Consider the following 18,707-nt stretch of genomic DNA (forward strand, 5'->3'; position numbering starts at 1 on the left):
GCCTTATGCGGAGGAGATCGCCACGGTCATCATGAAGAGAAACCGAACTAAGAATTATGTGGAGACCACCACGCAGATGAAGGATGCCATCGAGGAGGCATTGGCATTTGTGCCGGAGAAGGACAGAAAAGAGGCTGTAAAGAAATCCTGTCAGAGGTGTTTTCAGGCTCTGCGAATAGATGTGAACAGTGAGTTTGAGGTTTTGTATGATTTCCTTGACAAGCTGCCGGATGCGCTCAGACCTGGTGGAAAAGTGGCGATACTGACATTCCATTCAGGTGAGGACAGACTGGTAAAGAGAGCGTTCAAGGCGGGAGCGAAGGCTGGTGTTTACAGCGAAGTCAGCAAGGATGTCATCAGACCGTCAGCGGAGGAGTGCGCCCGCAATCCGAGGGCAAGATCGACGAAGATGAGATGGGCTGTAAAAGCAGAATAAAGGACACAGAAAGGCGACATCGTCTGTATATCATGTTAATATGATGACAGGGGATGTCGCCTTTTGGACATATGTTTCAGATGTATTGTGGCTGACTATTTCATAGGAGTTGAGGCAAGTGAGATGAATGTGAGCTGCGCCTGTGATGGCATACAGGCAGAGGAAATGCTCTATGAGAATCGGTATGATCTTTTTTCGGTGGAGATAAGCTCCCAGTAAATGCGTAACAGGCATATAGAGGATAGTAAAAATGTCCAGGATAATTTAGGCAGAACATTTATAGAAATCATAATAAAATTTTCATATATAATACAAAAATATTCATATTTTTTTGATGTAATCGGTATGATATACTTCAAAATGTAGTGATAACTTGCATATATAAAAAGAAAACATCGTAAGGATAATTTTAAGAGAGGTATCAATATGGGAGATTATAAGGCAGCAGAGAATAGATATAAGAATGTTGAGGGAACAGGATTTTACAGACATTGCGGCAAGAGCGGTCTTATGATGCCGCCTCTGGCACTTGGACTCTGGCACAACTTTGGAACAAATGACGATTACGAGAATATGAAGAAGATGTGCTTTACCGCATTTGACAACGGAATAACACATTTTGATATAGCAAACAACTATGGCCCGGTGTATGGAAGTGCAGAGGAGAACTTTGGAAAGATACTCAGAGAGGAACTGGGTGCGTACAGGGATGAGCTGATAATCAGCACTAAGGCCGGATTCGATATGTGGGAAGGCCCTTACGGCAACTGGGGCAGCAGAAAATATCTCATAGCAAGTCTTGACCAGAGCCTTAAAAGACTTGGCATCCCATATGTGGATATATTCTATCATCACAGAATGGATCCGAACACTCCACTCGAGGAGACCATGGGAGCATTGGCGCAGATAGTGAAGAGTGGAAAGGCACTTTATGTCGGACTCTCCAACTATGACGGACCTACCATGGCAAAGGCGGAGCGCATACTTGATGAGCTTCATGTGCCATTTGTGATAAATCAGAACAGATACAGCATACTGGACAGATCTGTCGAGAACAATGGGCTTCTGAAGCAGACATACGCATCAGGCAAGGGACTCATATGCTTCTCGCCTCTGGCACAGGGAATGCTGACAGACAGATATCTGAAGGATATGCCGGCGGACAGCAGGGCAGTGAAGGACGGAAGATTCCTTCATGAGGATCAGGTGCTTGAAACTAGACCTCTCCTCAACCAGTTAAATGAGATCGCAGCCGGATATGATATGAAGCTATCAGAGCTTGCCATCGCATGGCTGCTGAACAAGCCGGAGGTCACAACAGTGCTGATCGGTGCTTCAAAGCCTGAGCAGATCATCAGCAATCTCAAGGCTGTTGAAAAGCAGGCACATACAGTCATGACCGATGACGAATTACAGAAGATCGAGGATGCCGTTGCAGCATTTGAAAGATCATAAAATAGGCAAAACTTTTTTTATACCCCCTCGCAGGAGAAGCCGGATAGAGCTTCTCCTGTTTTTTATATCTGTGCAGACGTTGGGAGAAGTCTGTGCTGTTACAAATACATAAAAGTATGGTATTATATCACACAGAATCTATGTTACGGAGAAAAACTGGTGAAGGAATATATAAATGAAGCACTTGAAAAATATATAGAGAAGGGTACATACCCGTGGCACATGCCTGGGCACAAGAGACAGCCGATAGAAGCCGTCCAAAATGTTGATAACATTTCAAAATCCCGGGAAAACTTCTGGAACGGGGTGTATGCACATGATTTCACTGAGGCTAAAGATCTTGACGACATGCATGAGCCGGAGATGTTCATAGCGGATAGTATTGCCGAGATGAAGAAGGTGTATGGAACATTTGCAACATATATGCTGGTGAACGGTTCCACATCCGGACTTATGACAGCTATACACGCCACCTGTCACAGAGGAGACGTGATACTTGCGGCAAGAAACTGCCACAAGGCGGTGTACAACGCTATCTGTATGTTGGAGCTTGAGCCCGAGTATATAGTGCCGGATTATGTGAGTATGAGCTGGCCTGACGGTGTGGGTCAGAATGAAGTCGGAGCAATATCGAATGGAATGTCAGATGATGGAGAAGATGACTGCGAAATATCGCAAATGATGGCTCCAGGCGATGAAGATGATCGTGAAATGTCAGAGAGGACAGACATACTGGGTGACATATCGCCGGATAAGCTGGAGCTTGCTCTTAAGGAATTGGTAGCAGATGGCAGAAAGCCAAGAGCGGTGATAATCACATCGCCGACATATGAGGGTGTCATATCTGATATAAGGACCATAGCCGGGATAGTACACAGGTATGGAATATATCTCATTGTGGACGAGGCACAGGGAGCACATCTGAACTTCATGGAAGGACATGAGACCGCCATGCAGCAGGGCGCGGATATTGTCATCGAGAGCCTGCACAAGACCATGCCGGCACTCACACAGACATCACTTCTTCATGTGATGAATCCTGAGCTTGATGAGAGGGTTAGAAGATATCTGCAGATATTCCAGACATCTTCGCCTTCATATATATTTATGCAGAGCATGGAGAAGGCAGTTGCATTTGGCGCAAATAACAGAGATGAATTTGCCAGGTATGGGCGGAGGCTTGAGGCATTTGCCGGGAAATGTGATGGGCTCAGAAATATACGGCTGTTCAGACCTGATGCTTCCTCAGTGAAAAATGATGAGATCTGTAATGCGTGTAAAGTGTTCGACCGTGATGAGGGCAGGCTGGTATTTGTCGTGAGACCGGGAACTGTAGACGAGTCGGGACAGAAATTTACAGGGGTTATGCTTGCTGAAATTCTGGCGGACAGGTATGGGTTGATTGTTGAGATGGCATCGGTGAGTTATGTCATTTGTATATCATCTGTTGTGGACAGTGCAGACAGTTATGATATACTATTTAATGCTGTGGCTGAGATAGACGGGAACCTTGGCTATGAGCCGGATAAAACAGACCGGCAGGAGCTGGATATCATATCCGGCAGAAGGTCAGCTATGCCGCCGGGAACCGCGTGGGACAGACCAGTGGAGAGCGTGCCGATTGAGGGTGCGGCTGGAAAGGTGTCGGGGGCATTTGTATATGCATATCCGCCGGGAATACCTGTGCTGGCGCCGGGAGAGGTCGTTGACCGGCAGGCGGTGAACGGAATAAAGTCCATGATAGACAGCGGACTTAATGTGGCAGGAGTCAATGACGGTTATATCAAAGTGCTGTGCGGAGAATGATATGTAGCATTATGATCTGGAAGGTTTGATAAGAATCACAATATAAATATGAAAGGTGTACATGTGCAGGAACAGCATATGGCAGGGTTAGGATATGAAAGGAATATTTATAACTATAGAGGGCCCGGACGGAGCGGGCAAGACCACACAGAGGGAGCTGCTTAAGGAATATCTGGAGAAGAAAGGCTATGACGTGCTGATAACCAGAGATCCGGGGGGAAATCCCATAAGTGAGGCGATCCGCGAGGTTATATTGAACAAGGATTTTACAGAGATGGGATATATGACTGAGCTGCTTCTGTATGCTTCGGCGAGAGCCCAGCTTGTGAAAGAGAATATCAAGCCTGCACTGGATGCCGGTCAGGCGGTGATTGCAGACAGATTTGTGGACTCATCCGCTGTGTATCAGGGAATCGGAAGAGGACTCGGAGTTGACACGGTGTATAAGGTAAATGAATTTGCACTTCAGGGAATCATGCCGGATATGACATTCCTCATGGATCTTGACGCCCAGGAGGGAATATCCAGAAAGAAGAACCAGGCTGAACTTGACAGAATGGAGAATGAAAAAATGGAGTTCCATCAGAAGGTCGTGGATGGGTACCGCATGCTTGCGGATATGCACACTGAGAGAATAGTGAAGATAGACGCTACTTTACCTATTGATGAGATTCATGGTATAATAGTAGGGTATGTAGAGAAGAAACTTAATCTTTAATATATTTTGATTTTGGAGAAGGTCAGAATAGAAATACAGAAACAATTAATTGTAAGGGGGTTGGTATATATGATAGATTTCACAGACATAATCGGACATGAGGACATAATACGCCACTTCAAGAGCAGCATTGAGCTGGGTAAGATATCCCAGGGCTACATCATCAATGGCGAGACAGGAAGTGGAAAAAAGACCCTTACCAGGGCGTTGGTCAAGACTCTCCAGTGTGAGGAGGGCGGTACAGAGCCATGTAATCATTGTAAGTCATGTCTTCAGTGTGAGACGGGAAATCAGCCTGATATCGTGTGGGTGACCCACGACAAGCCAAATGTGATCTCGGTTGAAGAGATACGTGATCAGGTGAATTCTGATATTGATATAAAGCCTTATAGCAGCAGATATAAGATATATGTTATAGAGGATGCACAGCTTCTGAATGTGAATGCACAGAACGCTTTGTTAAAGACGATCGAGGAAGCTCCGTCCTATGCAATAATCATACTGCTCACCAACAATCTTGATAAGATGCTTCAGACTATACAGTCCAGATGTATAGTGCTGAATGTGAAGCCTGTCAGAGAACATGATATACTTGATTATCTCATGAACGAGCTCAAGCTGGACAAGCAGAAGGCTGACTTCTGTATGGATTTTGCCCAGGGCAATCTGGGAAAGGCCATCAGGCTTGCAACTAGTGATGAGTACAAGGAGATCAAGGAAAATGTGGTGAAGTTCATGAGACATATAAGTGATATGTCGGTTGATGACATGATATTTGCCATTAAGAATATGGAGCTGTACAAGCTCAAGGTAAGTGACTACATCGATCTGATGATGATGTGGTACAGGGACATTCTTATGCTCAAGGTGTCCAATAACCCGGGCCGGTTGATGTTCAAGGAGTATTATTCTGATATAAGAAAGCAGTCCTCACACATCAGCTATGAGGGTATAGAAAAGGTACTCAAGTCTATGGACAAGGCCAAGGTCAGACTTGAGGCGAATGTCAGCTTTGACATTGTCATGGAGCTTATGCTCCTAACCATGAAGGAGAATTGTTAATGAAAGAGATTATAGGAGTTCGTTTCAGACCAAACGGTAAGATATATTATTTTGATCCACAGAACTTTGAGGTCGAGGCCGGCAGTTTTGTCATTGTCGAGACCGCAAGGGGTGTGGAGTACGGTAAAGTGGTTCTGGGAAGACGAGAGGTAGAAGAGGGCAAGATAACGGCGTCACTCAAGCCGATCATAAGAATTGCCACAGAGGATGACACCAGAAGATACGAGGATAACAAGAAGAAGAGCAAGAGAGCATTTGGCATATGTCTTGAGAAGATCGCAAAGCATAAGCTGGACATGAAGCTCATCGAGGCTGAGTATACATTTGACAACAATAAGGTGCTGTTCTACTTCACAGCAGACAGGAGAATCGATTTCCGAGAGCTGGTAAAGGATCTGGCATCTGTGTTCAAGACAAGAATAGAGCTCAGACAGATTGGTGTCCGCGATGAGACCAAGATGGTTGGCGGAATCGGCATATGTGGAAGGGAGCTCTGCTGTAACAAGCATTTGTCGGAGTTTGTTCCAGTATCAATCAAGATGGCAAAGGAGCAGAACCTGTCACTGAATCCTACTAAGATATCCGGTGTGTGCGGAAGACTTATGTGCTGTCTGAAGCATGAGCAGGACACTTACGAGTATCTGAATGAGAAGCTTCCGAATGTAGGAGATTTCGTTAGGACCATAGATGGCAACAAGGGCGAGGTCATGTCAGTGAACGTTCTCCGGCAGAAGGTTAAGATCGTGGTGACAGACAAGGATGACAACAAGGAAGTTATGGAGTATCCTGTGGCTGAACTCAAGTTCAAGCCTAAGAGAAGAAAGAATTCAGAGAGACTCAGCGCTGAGGAGTACAAGGCACTTGAGGCATTGGAGGACAAGGGTGGAAAGTCCAAATTTGACGATTAGACCGGAAGTGGTTATTAAATCCTGTGAGAGGATAGATGACCTGCAGTGCAAGGGTTATCAGATCATACAGAACAGCGGAATGTTCTGCTTTGGGATGGATGCTGTGCTGCTGGCAAACTATGTGAGATTTAAGCGCGGTGGCAGATATCTGGATCTCGGAACGGGAACAGGTATCATACCTATACTTCTTGCTGCAAAGGAGTATGGGGATGAAGCTCTTACCAGAGAGGAGAGACTTGCTAGTTTGAATGCCGATGATTATAGATCCTCACATGATTGTATTGCCGTAGATGGAGTTACTAATTCGGATGCAGGGGTGAATCAGCAGCCTAGCGGTAAAATGGCAGATGGAGCACGGTTTATAGGCATAGAGCTTCAGCCTGCATGTGCGGACATGGCGGCAAGGAGCGTGAGCCTCAATGGGCTTGACGGTTTAGTGCGAATAGATAACGGAGATATAAAGGAGGTCTCTTGTAACTACAAGAAGGCCTCCTTTGACATAGTGACCTCAAATCCGCCATACATAAAGGGCAGTCACGGTCTGGAGAATCCGGATGCACCTAAGAACATAGCGAGACATGAGGTACATGTGACATTGAATCAGGTGGTGGCGGCGGCAGAGTATGCCCTTAAACCCGGCGGAAGCTTCTATATGATACACAAGCCGTTCAGGCTTGCTGAGATATTTGAATGTCTGCATGAGCACAGGCTTGAGCCGAAGAGGATGCAGCTCGTACACCCATACATAGATAAGGAGCCGAACATGGTGATAGTTGAGGCTGTGAAGGGTGGCAATTCCATGATCAAGATCGATCCGCCTATGATAGTCTACAAGGCTCCGGGAGTGTATACGGAGCAGCTGCTGGCGACGTATGAAGGCAGTGCAAAGCGGTAACAGGCAACGGCTGCAGCATGAAAGTGAAAAATGTTGTAAACACCCTAATGTACATATTACAGATAGTGAGGTTTATATATGGCAGGCAAATTATATCTGGTGGCAACACCCATAGGAAATCTTGAGGATATGACATATAGAGCCGTCAGGGTTCTTTCCGAGGTGGATGTGATAGCGGCGGAGGATACGAGGAACAGTATCAAGCTGCTCAATCATTTCGAGATCAAGACTCCCATGACGAGTTATCATGAATACAATAAATACGACAAGGCGAAGGTTCTCGTTGAGAAGATGCAGCAGGGACAAAGCGTTGCAGTTATCACTGATGCCGGAACTCCGGGTATATCTGATCCCGGGGAGGAGCTTGTGAGACAGGCTCTTGCCGCAGGGCTTGAGGTTACACCGGTGCCGGGGGCGTGTGCATGTATATCGGCGCTCATCAGCTCAGGACTTTCGACCAGAAGATTTGCATTTGAGGCGTTTCTGCCGTATGACAAGAAGGATAGAACAAGAGTGCTTGAGGAGATGAAGCGAGAGACGAGGACTATGGTGATGTATGAGGCTCCACACAAGCTGAAGAAGACTTTGGCGGAACTCATGGAGGCTCTCGGTGACAGGCATATAACACTTGCCAGAGAGATCACCAAGAAACATGAGACGATAGAACCAATGATGCTTTCACAGGCGATAGCCCGCTACGAGGAGGAAGATCCAAGAGGAGAATTCGTTATCGTGATAGAGGGGCTTGATGTGAAGAAACTTGAGGAGGAGAAGAAGAACTCGTTCGAGGCTATGTCCGTGGAGGAACATGTCCAGATGTACGTTGATCAGGGTATGTCCAAGAAGGATGCGATCAAGCAGGCAGCTGTAGACCGCGGAGTCCCTAAGAGGGATGTGTATAATGCGGTGATGAAATAGAAAACGGAGGTAGATTGGTGTCAGGTGCGGATAAACAAAAGTTTATCTGTACCTGACACTTCTTGCTTAAAAATCTCCTTCATTTCAGATTTATCTCCATCATTTTATCAATAAATGATGGAGATAATAATAGACATGATGGAAATAACACTCCCCATATTCACACCTTATCTTTTGAATTGTAAAACATACTGGTTTCTTATTCTCTGTTCCGGTCTGACATCAACCAGATATAAGAATAATAAAAATATCCATTCCAATGGTTTCATTATAATATAAACAACATCTGCTCTAAGAGGATTTGTTATGAGTTTCGACAGTGGATAGCCGTATGTATCATATATGTGGCGAACCATCCTGTGAAAACTTGGAAATTTTATCTGAATCACTTCTTCAAATGCGTTGGCAATACATAATTGCCTGTTTACAATGATCGTTGCACCTCTCCTGCTTCCAAATCTAAGCGGTTTCACAACTTTTTTGTGCCCACCGGCGGCTACCGTACAAAGATAATGTCCTTCGTAATCTGATGGCGGTGGTGGTGTCTGCTTTGAAAATGTCCAATCTGCAGTATCTGTAAATGCCTTAATCGGAGCATCCAGTCCCTGACCAATTAGGACAAATATAATCTCGATAATTGCCACAACCAGAAACAGTGCAACAAAAATTACAAAGGTGTACCTGGATAAGCTGTTAATGATATCGTAAAATTTCTTGAAACGTATATTGTTATCCTGTGCTGCTGCTCTGTTTTTAAAGATTTCTACCTGTTGCAGCATATGCCTCTGAATTGCTCTTGCAGATAACAGCAATATGTTGAAATGATAAACATAAAATGACAATTCTAAGGGATTATTGATATTTTTAGATAACTGAACAGCAAACGTAATCTGCAATATATTAAGCAGGATAATAAAGGAAATTGCAGCCGCGGATACTAATGGCGGCAGTCGGTCTGCATTTATGTATAACAACACAAAATATGCAGCAAATCCTAATAAAGCAACCCAGGAAATTCCCCAATACCCGGAAGAAATCACATAGTGAAATTGCATAGTATTAACCTGTTCATACCAGTCGCCGGCTGTATCATACGTTATCGCAAACAGCATCAGATATAACAGGCCGCCAACCAGAACGGTTACGGTTGAGATAAGCTTTTCCTTTTTTGGTTTGGCAGAAAAACAATTGTAAATATTCCAGACTGTTAAAGTTCCGGGTATAACAAATGCGACTATACCGAAAAATAAAAATATTAATATGTCGTTCAAATGAAACATTTACAAATCTCCCTTTCCCCAATACTGCCGATCAGATATCCCCATTTATATACACCCTCGGAACCCTTACCGATATGTTGCACACGATCACATCCACATTCGTGTCAAGCATATTTGCCATGTCTTCGATGGACATGCCCTCGCCGAGAAGAGTCACGGTGTCGCCGCGCTTTACATCCGGGATGTCTGTAATGTCTGCCATGCACTGATCCATACATACGCGTCCGATGATCGGCGCTTCATGGCCGTTTATGATGACCTTGCCCTTGTTGGACAGATAGCGGCTGTAGCCGTCGGCAAATCCGACAGGCAGAGTGGCGATCTTTGTAGGCCTTTTGGTGACAAATGTTCCGCCGTAGCCGATTTCTGAACCGGCAGGAACCTCCTTCACCATGGCAACGTATGTGTACCAGCTGAGGATCTCCTGAAGTCCTGAATTCTTCCAGTCAAAATCATCAGAAGGAGTGAGACCATAGAGGATATCACCGCATCTGACTGCGTCGAGCTGTGCCTCAGGCAACATCAGTATGGCAGGGCTGTTGGCTACGTGGTGCTTTGGTATGACAACCCCCATTTTCTCAAGTTCATTTACGGCGTGGAGGTATAGGTCAAGCTGCTTTCTGGCGCTTGTGTGGTCGCCCTCGTCTGCCCTTGCAAAATGTGTAAATATACCTGTTACGTTCAGGTCATCCATCTCGCAGATCTTCTTTATAGTGTCAAATGATTCCTGACATACCGGGAATCCTATTCGGTTCATACCGGTGTTCAGCTTTATCTGGACATTCTGTTTCTTGCCGGCTCTTCTTGCAGCGGCAGCCATGTTCTCAGCACCCTCCATTGAAAAGACAGTGAGATCAAGGTCGTACTTTGCGGCCTCATCCAGCATGTCATCTGCTGTATCGCCGAGGATAAGGATAGACTCTGTGGCCCCCGCGTCCCTGAGCATCTTTCCCTCTTCCCAGATGGCAACGGCGTAGCTGTCTATGCCACATTCCTTGAGTGTCGGGTAAAGTCCTGCAATACCGTGGCGGTATCCATCGCCCTTCATGACAGCGATAAATTCAACACCCGGTTTCAGTCTTGATTTTATGTTGGCAATATTGCTCCTGAGCTTTGCCAGATCTATAACTGCTGCAGTTCTTCCTGCAAATGGTCTGTTATTCATAGTCATTCTCCTGTTTTACAACTGTCAAATTATAGTAACCATGTAATTATATTTTTATTTGTTGAATGAGTCAACATGTGTGTTATGATGTTGTCAAAAGCCACGCAGAATATATATTTTACAACCCCGTTGTATCTAACTCTATGATCATCTGTTCCAGTTTTTGCTCTCTTAATAAATAGCACATATAGATTGGAAGATATGTTATAGCACCATCTGTCTCCACGTTTCCAATTGATAAAACATATGCTTTTTCAAGATGATAATCCGGAACTTTCATAAAATTATCCAACGCTTTGTGCGATTTATAAGCCTTTCCCGATTTAACTTCAATTGGAACAACCTGACCATTCATTTCTATTGCGAAATCCATCTCTCCGATTTTCTGCTTTTTACAGAAATAAGGTTCGAAACCATTGGCAACCAATTGCTGTGCGACTGCATTTTCAAAATGAGCACCATTGTTGACCTCTCCGTTTTTATTTATCAGCTCAACTTTAGTTTCTGCCGGATAAGCGCTGGTCAGCAGACCGATGTCACTCGAGAAAAGTCTGAACACATTACTGCTCTTGCTCGCCAGAAGTGGGATTACCGGCGCATCTACATTGTAAACAGGCAACGCCACGCCTGCATCTTTTAACCATAAGAAGCTGTTTTCATATCGATTAAATTTCAATTCTTTATCCAACATGGTAAATACAAACTTCTTATTTTGCTTGTTCAGCTCAGCCGGAATAATCTCATATATAGATTTCACCTTTAACTTTTTGTCTTCAAGCTCATATTGTGAAAAATCTTCCTTGTAAAGAGTTGTAATATCCCGTTGAACTTTATCGACTTCCCGAATATCTTTGGTATTTATATAAGCTTTGACAGCATCCGGCATTCCACCGACAATAAGATACACAAAGAACATTGACAGAAGCTTTTTGTGTATAAATTCATCAACCGGGCTGGCTGTTTTAAATTTATCCTCTAACATATTCAAGGTTGTTGCTGAGACATTATTTGCCACCATAAATTCTTCAAAATCCATGGGATACATTCTTAAAACTGTCAGATACCCGACTGGGGCAGATGCAATTCCTTTAAGTTCCACACCCAATAGTGAGCCGCTCATGACATATTTATAACTGCCCTCGTCTACCAGAAATTTTATTTTTGTTACTATTTCTGGGCATTTTTGAATTTCATCAAAAAAAACAACCGTTTCGTGCTCCTTACAATCTTCGGGCATGATCATTTTCAGTTTAACCAGAAATTCTTCTGCACTCATTTCTGCATTTAGATAAGATACCATATCCGGTTGATCAATGAAGTTGACTTCAAACTTGGTATATTTGCCCCGTTTTTTCAATTGCTATGAGATTATTTTGCCCCGTTTTTTACTATTTTATTTTGGCAAAAAGCCCCGTTTTAATTGCCGCTCCGAATAATTATTGTCATTAAAACCCGCAGAGGGTATAATATCAGAATATAAGCTCTAAAACAGGATTGGAAGGGAATTAAGATGAAGAAAGAATATGTAATGGGAAATGGAGCGATCGCCCTTGGCGCTCTTGCAGCCGGAATCAATTTGGTTGCCGGATACCCGGGCACTCCATCCTCAGAGATACTTGAGACAGTAGCAAAATACCCGCATGACGGAGTCCATGTGGAGTGGTCGGTAAATGAGAAAGCGGCCATGGAGGTTGCTGCCAGTGCATCATACAGTGGAGCGAGGACACTTGTGACCATGAAACAGGTGGGACTCAACGTGGCATCGGATCCGCTTATGTCGCTGGCGTATGTCGGGATAAAGGGCGGAATGGTCATCGTGTCTGCGGACGATCCGGGACCGATATCGTCACAGACGGAGCAGGATACGAGGATGTTTGCAGACTTCTGCAGGATTCCGGTATTTGACCCGTCGACTCCTGAGGAGGCGTATCAGATGATACAGGATGCATTTGACTACTCGGAGAAATACAAGACGCCGGTTTTGTTCAGACCGACAACCAGAGTGTGTCATGCATACGCATCCATAGAGGTAAAAGACGAGTGGAAGGCAAAGGAATATGAGGGATTTGTAAAGGATTCAAAGAAATGGGTCATCTTCCCGAGATTGTCATTTGCCAATCATGCCATGATAGAAAAAAGAAATGTGGAGATTGGGGATGACTTCGGCAGCTACTCCATGAATACGGTGGAGGGCAGCGGCAGCAAGGCGGTATTTGCATCGGGAATCAGCTACTGCTATGCAAAGGAGACACTTAAGAACGTGCCTGATGTGAAGCTGGTCCGTATAGCAACCCCGCATCCGTTCCCTGAGCAGTTCGTGAAGAATGCGCTGGACGGAGTGACGGAGGTCATGTGTCTTGAGGAGCTCAGCCCATACATAGAGAATCAGATATTACGCCTTGCAGGCAAATATCATATGGATATAGATGTCAGAGGAAAGCAGACCGGGGATGTGCCGGCGAGCGGAGAGCTTTCTACCAACAAGGCTGCGGATATCCTGTGCGATTTTCTTGACCTTGAGAAGACTTCCCAGGTGGATGTGTCAGATGCACCAGAGCTTCCTGTGAGGCCTCCGGTGCTGTGTGCGGGATGCCCTCACAGAGCGTCATTCTACGCGGTAAAGAAGGCGATGGCCGGAAGAAAAAGCTACTTCTGCGGAGATATCGGATGCTATACACTTGGAAATGCCATGCCGCTTGACATGGTGGATACCTGTCTGTGCATGGGTGCCGGAATCACCATGGCGCAGGGCTTCCACTGGGTGGATGAAGATGGCGTGTGCTTTGCATTTGTGGGAGATTCCACATTCTTCGCGTCTGGTATGACCGGCGTGGTAAATGCAGTGTACAATGATGCAAATATGATCCTGTGCGTGCTGGACAATTCGACCACAGCCATGACGGGACACCAGCCACATCCGGGAACAGGACGCAACATGATGGGCCAGTTCGTGGACAAGGTGAGTATACAGAAGGTTCTTGAAGGAATCGGAGTGAAGAAGATAGTCACTGTTGATCCGCTTGATCTTGAGGCGAGCGTGGCAGCAGTTAAGGAGTGTGCGGATATCAGAGGAGTCAAAGCGATCATTTTCAAGTCGCCATGTATAGCCATCACCAAGCCGTCTGGCAAGATGGAGATATCCGAAAAGTGTATACAGTGTAAGAAATGTATCAGAGAGATAGGCTGCCCTGCGATAATCCTGAAGGATGGTAAGGTGGCGATAGATGAAAGCCTGTGTACGGGATGCGGTCTTTGTTCACAGATCTGTCCGGTGGGGGCGATAGGAGGTGCTTGCAATGAATAAAGATATTCTGGTCTGCGGAGTAGGCGGACAGGGAACGGTTCTTGCGTCCAAGCTCATCGCATCGGCTTATATGGCAAAGGGCGAGACGGTACATTCGGCGGAGACCATAGGAATGGCGCAGAGAGGCGGAAGTGTCACGAGCCATGTGAGGATCGGTGAGGCGTATTCGCCACTCATAGCCCAGGGCGGTGCTGACATTATACTTGCGTTTGAGCCTGCAGAGGCGGTGCGCAATCTGGCTTATCTGAAAAAGGGAGGAATCGTCATCACCAATAACGTCCCGGTGAAACCGGCGACTGACTCGCTTATGAATTCAGGCTACGAGGCGCAGCCGATGCTTGACTACCTGAAGGATAAATGCGATTGTATAGTCATGGACGGCGCGGCGATAAGCCGTGAATTTGGTTCGGCAAAGTTCTACAACATAGCACTTCTTGGAGTTGCAGCAGCCAGCGGTAGACTTGGACTTTACGAGGCGGATATAATTTCAGCTATTGAGAATGGAGTGAATCCGAAGTTTGTAGAGGTGAACAAGAAAGTATTTGAATATGCGATGAAGATGTAGTTGGCGATGGGCTGACCGAAGGGAAAAAGGAGAGTAAAAATTATGAAGTTAAATGACACACAGCTCAGTCAGGTGGACGCTCAGATAAAAAGACTTGTAAAGACTGACAGCTATTATGGTAAGAAGTACAGAGAGCTTGGTATAACAGATGTGACAAGTCAGGAGGCATTTGAGGAGCTTCCGTTTTCAAGCAAGGATGATCTGAGAAATGCTTATCCACTGGGAATACAGGCTGTTCCGGATGAGGAAGTGGTACGTATCCATTCATCTTCAGGAACAACAGGAAAGCCGGTTATCATACCTTATACAGCAAAGGATGTCGATGACTGGGCAACCATGTTCGCAAGATGCTACGAGACAGCCGGAGTGACAAAGAAAGACCGAGTACATATCACACCGGGATATGGTCTGTGGACAGCCGGAATAGGATTTCAGGCAGGCGCGGAGAAGCTTGGTGCCATGGTAATTCCTATGGGCCCTGGAAATACTGACAAACAGTTACAGATGATGATCGATCTTGAAAGTACAGTTCTCACAGCAACGTCATCATACGCACTTCTTCTTGCCGAAGAGATAGATAAGAGAGGGCTTAAGGATAAGATACATTTGAAGAAGGGCGTATTTGGCTCAGAACGTTGGAGTGAGAAGAAGAGAGAGTATATAAAAGAGAAGCTTGGAATAGAGCTGTATGATATATATGGACTTACAGAGATCTATGGGCCTGGTATCGGAATAAGCTGCGATGCCCAGAATGGAATGCACTATTGGGATGATTATGTTTATATAGAGATAATAGATCCGAAGACCGGAAAGACTCTCCCTGACGGAGAGGAGGGAGAGATAGTTATCACTACTCTGGTTAAGGAGGGGGCTCCGCTCATCCGTTTCAGGACACACGATATATCAAGGATCATTCCGGGTGAGTGTCCATGCGGAAGAAAGCATCCTAGACTGGATATCATCAAGGGCAGAAGTGATGATATGTTCAAGGTACACGGCGTAAATATGTTCCCAAGTCAGGTTGAGGAGCTGCTTGCACTTGTGGATGGAGTCCCAAGTGAGTACACCATAAATATAGCCCATGACGAGCCTGCCAATAAGGATATCATGCTGGTTACAGTTGAGGCCGAGGGACGTGTAGATTTTGAGCAGACAGGACGTCAGATCAGAGATCTGTTCAAGTCAAGGATCGGAGTTACACCGAAGATTACTGTTGTCCCTGTTGGAACGCTGCCTAGAAGTGAGAAGAAGACACAGCGTGTCATCGACCATCGTGAGCAGTAGGTGACGGACGGTGAGCGTACGTAAGACGGACGCATCGGGGTTCTCATATATCCAATCAGGGTCGCTTGCGCTTAACTTCGGCGCGTAGCGGCACATAAGGCTCCGCAAGCGATTGCCAAGTGCCGACGGCCTCGTATTCCCTGATTTGGATATCATGAGAACGCCCGTTGCTGAGTCCGACAACTGAATAGGCGCTCACCTGTCTGAGAAGGAGATTTATATTTGTGGATGGGTCTTACATTGCATAAGACAAGAAGTTAAAGAGACTTTATCGGTGCATGGTAATACTTATGTAGAAGGGATTTTATGTTTATGAATTCAATTAATATAGCAGCTTGTATAGTTGCGTTTTTACTTGGGGTGGTGTTGTTTACTCTGGCGAATGAGATCATACTCAAGCTGCCGAACAATGAGAATATATTTAAGGGAAAGCCGAAGAGCTTTGAGAAGTTTTCTCCGAGATGTCTGTTCATACAGATCCTTGGTGGGGTGTTCGGAGTGCTTATGGTGTGGCAGTTTGATGTGAGCCTTGAGGCGGTCACGGTATTCCTGTTCTTTGGACTGCTGACTATCATCACATTCATAGACGCTGATACCATGGAGATACCATTTGTGCTGAATGTGTGTATACTGGTGCTTGGAGTTATATCCATATTCACGAGAGGTGGATTTTCACTGACAGGCGGAGACCTCTCTCTTGTGAGCAGACTTATTGGAATGCTTTGCGTGAGCCTTCCGCTGTTTCTGATAGTGCTGGTTATACCGGATGGATTTGGCGGAGGAGATATCAAGCTCATGTTTGCCGCAGGATTCTTCCTTGGCTGGAAGGCAACCGTCATAGCATTCTTCATCGGACTTATCATTGGTGGATGCCAGGGCGTGATACTTCTTGCAAGGCGTAAGAAAGGCAAGGACGATCATTTCGCATTTGGCCCGGCGCTCAGCGTTGGCCTGATGATTGCGACATTTGTGGGATCACAGATGATGAACAGCTATATCAATATGATCAAGGCATCATTCTATGCGTAGAGTGATGAATCCATGAAAAAGAAATAGTGCTGATGTATAAGTGATAAAAAACTTATACATCAGCACTATTTTTTATGATAGTATTCAAATGTAATTGCCTATTGTATATTTTCCATGTGAGGGATATACTGTAAAGAGCGTGCAATTTAACGCGTTAAAGCTTTTAATTGAGAAAGAAGAGCAATTATTAAGAGAGGTTAGGAGTTACGATTATGCCAATCACAGATTACTTAGAGAGAAATGCCAGAGAATATGGAAATGATGTCGCTCTGGTAGAGATAAATCCTGATGTGCAGGAGACGAGAAGGGTTACATGGAGAGAGTATGAACTCATAGAGTCTAATCCTACATGTCAGTACAGAAGAGAGATAACATGGAGCGTGTTCAACGAGAAGGCAAACAGATTTGCCAATCTTCTGGTGTCACGTGGAATCCAGAAGGGAGACAAGGTAGGTATCCTCATGATGAACTGCCTTGAGTGGCTTCCAATATATTTCGGAGTGTTGAAGACGGGAGCCATAGTGGTTCCGTTCAACTTCAGATACGATGCGGAGGAGATCAAATACTGTGTAGAGCTTGCAGATGTTGACGTGCTTGTATTTGGCCCTGAGTTCATCGGACGTATAGAGGCTGTCGTTGACGAGATAGCTGAGAAGAGAATCCTCTTCTATGTGGGCGGCAATTGTCCTACATTTGCAGAGGACTATGACAAGCTGACATCCAACTGCTCAAGCGTGTTCGAGAAGAGAGACATCAAGGACAGTGATGATGCGGCTATATATTTCTCATCTGGAACAACAGGATTCCCAAAGGCTATTCTGCACAACCATGAGAGCCTGATGCATGCGGCAAAGGTCGAGAATGTACATCACGGACAGACAAAGGATGATGTGTTCCTGTGTATTCCGCCACTGTACCACACAGGTGCCAAGATGCACTGGTTTGGAAGTCTGATAGTGGGCGGAAAGGCAGTTCTGCTCAAGGGAGTAAGCGCCAAGACTATACTTCAGACTGTAAGTGATGAGAAGTGTACTATAGTATGGCTTCTTGTGCCATGGGCTCAGGATATACTGCTTGCCATAGAGAACGGCGATGTACATCTGGAGGATTATGAGCTGTCACAGTGGAGACTGATGCACATCGGAGCACAGCCAGTGCCACAGAGTCTTATAAAGAAATGGAAAGAGATATTCCCTAACCATCAGTACGACACGAACTATGGACTTTCAGAGTCTATCGGACCGGGCGCTGTACATCTGGGAGTAGAGAACATACATAAGGTCGGAGCCATCGGTGTGCCGGGCTACGGCTGGCAGGCAAAGATCGTGAATGAGGACGGAACAGAGGTTGAGCAGGGCGCAGTCGGCGAGCTTATCCTCAAGGGACCTGGTGTCATGACCTGCTACTACAAGAATCCGAAGGCGACAGAGGAGTGCCTGAAGGACGGCTGGCTGTACACAGGAGATATGGCTATGCAGGACGAAGATGGATTTATTTATCTTGTAGATAGAAAGAAAGATGTTATAATCAGTGGTGGAGAGAATATCTACCCTGTACAGATAGAGAACTTCCTCAGCAAATACGAGAAGATCAAGGACGTTGCGGTCATCGGTATCGCAGATGCCCGTCTCGGAGAGATCACAGCGGCTATCATAGAGGTAAAGGATGGCATGACCTGTACAGAGGAAGAGATCAACGAGTTCTGTAAAGAACTTCCAAGATATAAGAGACCAAGGAAGATCATATTTGAGCACGTTCCGAGAAATGCTACAGGTAAGATAGAAAAGCCACTTCTCCGTAAGATGCACAATAGTGAGAACCTGGTAGCGGCAGAAAACAACGCATAGTGAGATACTTGCCGTAATACAGCACAGAAAGGACA

Annotated in this window: 17 protein-coding genes; 14 read left to right on the forward strand and 3 right to left on the reverse strand. The window is 45.5% G+C overall.

Annotated features, from left to right (window positions below):
• From mraW to rsmI, 9 genes are all read left to right on the forward strand, one after another.
• A partial coding sequence (gene mraW, locus AB5150_RS13110; protein WP_368292016.1) for a 16S rRNA (cytosine(1402)-N(4))-methyltransferase occupies nucleotides 1-436 on the forward strand: 436 nt, incomplete at its 5' end.
• A 63-nt stretch (nucleotides 437-499) separates the two neighbouring features.
• Nucleotides 500-655 (forward strand): hypothetical protein, encoded by a 156-nt coding sequence (locus AB5150_RS13115; protein WP_158565907.1) that lies wholly within the window; start codon nucleotides 500-502, stop codon nucleotides 653-655.
• Between the two features lie 207 nt (nucleotides 656-862).
• Nucleotides 863-1,891 carry an aldo/keto reductase gene (locus tag AB5150_RS13120; protein WP_022217435.1) on the forward strand — a complete coding sequence of 343 codons (1,029 nt, stop codon included), beginning with the start codon at nucleotides 863-865 and terminating at the stop codon, nucleotides 1,889-1,891.
• A 159-nt stretch (nucleotides 1,892-2,050) separates the two neighbouring features.
• Nucleotides 2,051-3,697: an aminotransferase class I/II-fold pyridoxal phosphate-dependent enzyme gene (locus AB5150_RS13125; RefSeq protein ID WP_368292017.1), complete on the forward strand. Its 1,647-nt coding sequence runs from the start codon at nucleotides 2,051-2,053 to the stop codon at nucleotides 3,695-3,697.
• 94 nt (nucleotides 3,698-3,791) lie between these two features.
• Entirely contained in the window at nucleotides 3,792-4,415 is a 624-nt protein-coding gene (gene tmk, locus AB5150_RS13130) for a dTMP kinase (RefSeq protein WP_055146089.1), read from the forward strand.
• 69 nt (nucleotides 4,416-4,484) lie between these two features.
• On the forward strand, nucleotides 4,485-5,477 hold the full coding sequence (locus AB5150_RS13135) for an ATP-binding protein (protein WP_015534369.1): 993 nt from the start codon (nucleotides 4,485-4,487) through the stop codon (nucleotides 5,475-5,477).
• On the forward strand, nucleotides 5,477-6,385 hold the full coding sequence (locus AB5150_RS13140; protein WP_015534368.1) for a stage 0 sporulation family protein: 909 nt from the start codon (nucleotides 5,477-5,479) through the stop codon (nucleotides 6,383-6,385). Before AB5150_RS13135 ends, AB5150_RS13140 begins: the two co-directional genes overlap by 1 nt.
• On the forward strand, nucleotides 6,360-7,280 hold the full coding sequence (locus tag AB5150_RS13145; protein ID WP_368292018.1) for a tRNA1(Val) (adenine(37)-N6)-methyltransferase: 921 nt from the start codon (nucleotides 6,360-6,362) through the stop codon (nucleotides 7,278-7,280). The genes AB5150_RS13140 and AB5150_RS13145 overlap by 26 nt, the downstream gene beginning before the upstream one ends.
• Nucleotides 7,281-7,358: 78 nt before the next feature.
• Nucleotides 7,359-8,198, forward strand: coding sequence for a 16S rRNA (cytidine(1402)-2'-O)-methyltransferase (rsmI, locus tag AB5150_RS13150; protein ID WP_015534367.1), 840 nt, complete (start codon nucleotides 7,359-7,361; stop codon nucleotides 8,196-8,198).
• A gap of 167 nt (nucleotides 8,199-8,365) precedes the next feature.
• On the opposite strand, the gene AB5150_RS13155 is transcribed toward rsmI, so the two are convergent.
• The 3 genes from AB5150_RS13155 to AB5150_RS13165 form a co-directional block, all read right to left on the reverse strand.
• Nucleotides 8,366-9,478 carry a DUF6688 family protein gene (locus AB5150_RS13155; RefSeq protein WP_015534364.1) on the reverse strand — a complete coding sequence of 371 codons (1,113 nt, stop codon included), beginning with the start codon at nucleotides 9,476-9,478 and terminating at the stop codon, nucleotides 8,366-8,368.
• 31 nt (nucleotides 9,479-9,509) lie between these two features.
• Complete coding sequence (gene alr / locus AB5150_RS13160; RefSeq protein ID WP_055146092.1) at nucleotides 9,510-10,643, reverse strand: alanine racemase; 1,134 nt, start codon at nucleotides 10,641-10,643, stop codon at nucleotides 9,510-9,512.
• Between the two features lie 118 nt (nucleotides 10,644-10,761).
• A complete protein-coding gene (locus tag AB5150_RS13165) occupies nucleotides 10,762-11,943 on the reverse strand; it encodes an ATP-binding protein (RefSeq protein ID WP_278319649.1) in 1,182 nt (393 codons plus the stop codon).
• A gap of 210 nt (nucleotides 11,944-12,153) precedes the next feature.
• On the opposite strand from AB5150_RS13165, the gene iorA reads away from it, so the two are divergent.
• The 5 genes from iorA to AB5150_RS13190 all read left to right on the forward strand — a co-directional run bounded on the left by iorA (nucleotide 12,154) and on the right by AB5150_RS13190 (nucleotide 18,672).
• Nucleotides 12,154-13,947: an indolepyruvate ferredoxin oxidoreductase subunit alpha gene (iorA, locus tag AB5150_RS13170; RefSeq protein ID WP_015534362.1), complete on the forward strand. Its 1,794-nt coding sequence runs from the start codon at nucleotides 12,154-12,156 to the stop codon at nucleotides 13,945-13,947.
• On the forward strand, nucleotides 13,940-14,512 hold the full coding sequence (locus tag AB5150_RS13175; protein ID WP_015534361.1) for an indolepyruvate oxidoreductase subunit beta: 573 nt from the start codon (nucleotides 13,940-13,942) through the stop codon (nucleotides 14,510-14,512). Before iorA ends, AB5150_RS13175 begins: the two co-directional genes overlap by 8 nt.
• Before the next feature lie 42 nt (nucleotides 14,513-14,554).
• Nucleotides 14,555-15,796, forward strand: coding sequence for a phenylacetate--CoA ligase family protein (locus AB5150_RS13180; RefSeq protein WP_015534360.1), 1,242 nt, complete (start codon nucleotides 14,555-14,557; stop codon nucleotides 15,794-15,796).
• Nucleotides 15,797-16,108: 312 nt separating this feature from the next.
• Complete coding sequence (locus tag AB5150_RS13185; RefSeq protein ID WP_055146396.1) at nucleotides 16,109-16,825, forward strand: A24 family peptidase; 717 nt, start codon at nucleotides 16,109-16,111, stop codon at nucleotides 16,823-16,825.
• 212 nt (nucleotides 16,826-17,037) lie between these two features.
• Nucleotides 17,038-18,672: a class I adenylate-forming enzyme family protein gene (locus tag AB5150_RS13190; RefSeq protein WP_055146095.1), complete on the forward strand. Its 1,635-nt coding sequence runs from the start codon at nucleotides 17,038-17,040 to the stop codon at nucleotides 18,670-18,672.
• The last annotated feature ends 35 nt before the right edge of the window (nucleotides 18,673-18,707 follow it).

Origin of the sequence: Coprococcus sp. RTP21281st1_F1_RTP21281_210402, from assembly GCF_040915325.1 — a bacterium.
Lineage (GTDB): Bacteria > Bacillota > Clostridia > Lachnospirales > Lachnospiraceae > Coprococcus > Coprococcus aceti.

What these genes read in the sequence shown, in the direction of transcription:
- AB5150_RS13120 (WP_022217435.1), top strand. Translation starts at nt 863, where the DNA reads ATGGGAGATTATAAGGCAGCAGAGAATAGATATAAGAATGTTGAGGGA.
- tmk (WP_055146089.1), top strand. Translation starts at nt 3,792, where the DNA reads ATGAAAGGAATATTTATAACTATAGAGGGCCCGGACGGAGCGGGCAAG.
- AB5150_RS13135 (WP_015534369.1), top strand. Translation starts at nt 4,485, where the DNA reads ATGATAGATTTCACAGACATAATCGGACATGAGGACATAATACGCCAC.
- AB5150_RS13140 (WP_015534368.1), top strand. Translation starts at nt 5,477, where the DNA reads ATGAAAGAGATTATAGGAGTTCGTTTCAGACCAAACGGTAAGATATAT.
- rsmI (WP_015534367.1), top strand. Translation starts at nt 7,359, where the DNA reads ATGGCAGGCAAATTATATCTGGTGGCAACACCCATAGGAAATCTTGAG.
- AB5150_RS13155 (WP_015534364.1), bottom strand. Translation starts at nt 9,478, where the DNA reads ATGTTTCATTTGAACGACATATTAATATTTTTATTTTTCGGTATAGTC.
- alr (WP_055146092.1), bottom strand. Translation starts at nt 10,643, where the DNA reads ATGAATAACAGACCATTTGCAGGAAGAACTGCAGCAGTTATAGATCTG.
- AB5150_RS13165 (WP_278319649.1), bottom strand. Translation starts at nt 11,943, where the DNA reads ATGGTATCTTATCTAAATGCAGAAATGAGTGCAGAAGAATTTCTGGTT.
- iorA (WP_015534362.1), top strand. Translation starts at nt 12,154, where the DNA reads ATGAAGAAAGAATATGTAATGGGAAATGGAGCGATCGCCCTTGGCGCT.
- AB5150_RS13175 (WP_015534361.1), top strand. Translation starts at nt 13,940, where the DNA reads ATGAATAAAGATATTCTGGTCTGCGGAGTAGGCGGACAGGGAACGGTT.
- AB5150_RS13180 (WP_015534360.1), top strand. Translation starts at nt 14,555, where the DNA reads ATGAAGTTAAATGACACACAGCTCAGTCAGGTGGACGCTCAGATAAAA.
- AB5150_RS13185 (WP_055146396.1), top strand. Translation starts at nt 16,109, where the DNA reads ATGAATTCAATTAATATAGCAGCTTGTATAGTTGCGTTTTTACTTGGG.
- AB5150_RS13190 (WP_055146095.1), top strand. Translation starts at nt 17,038, where the DNA reads ATGCCAATCACAGATTACTTAGAGAGAAATGCCAGAGAATATGGAAAT.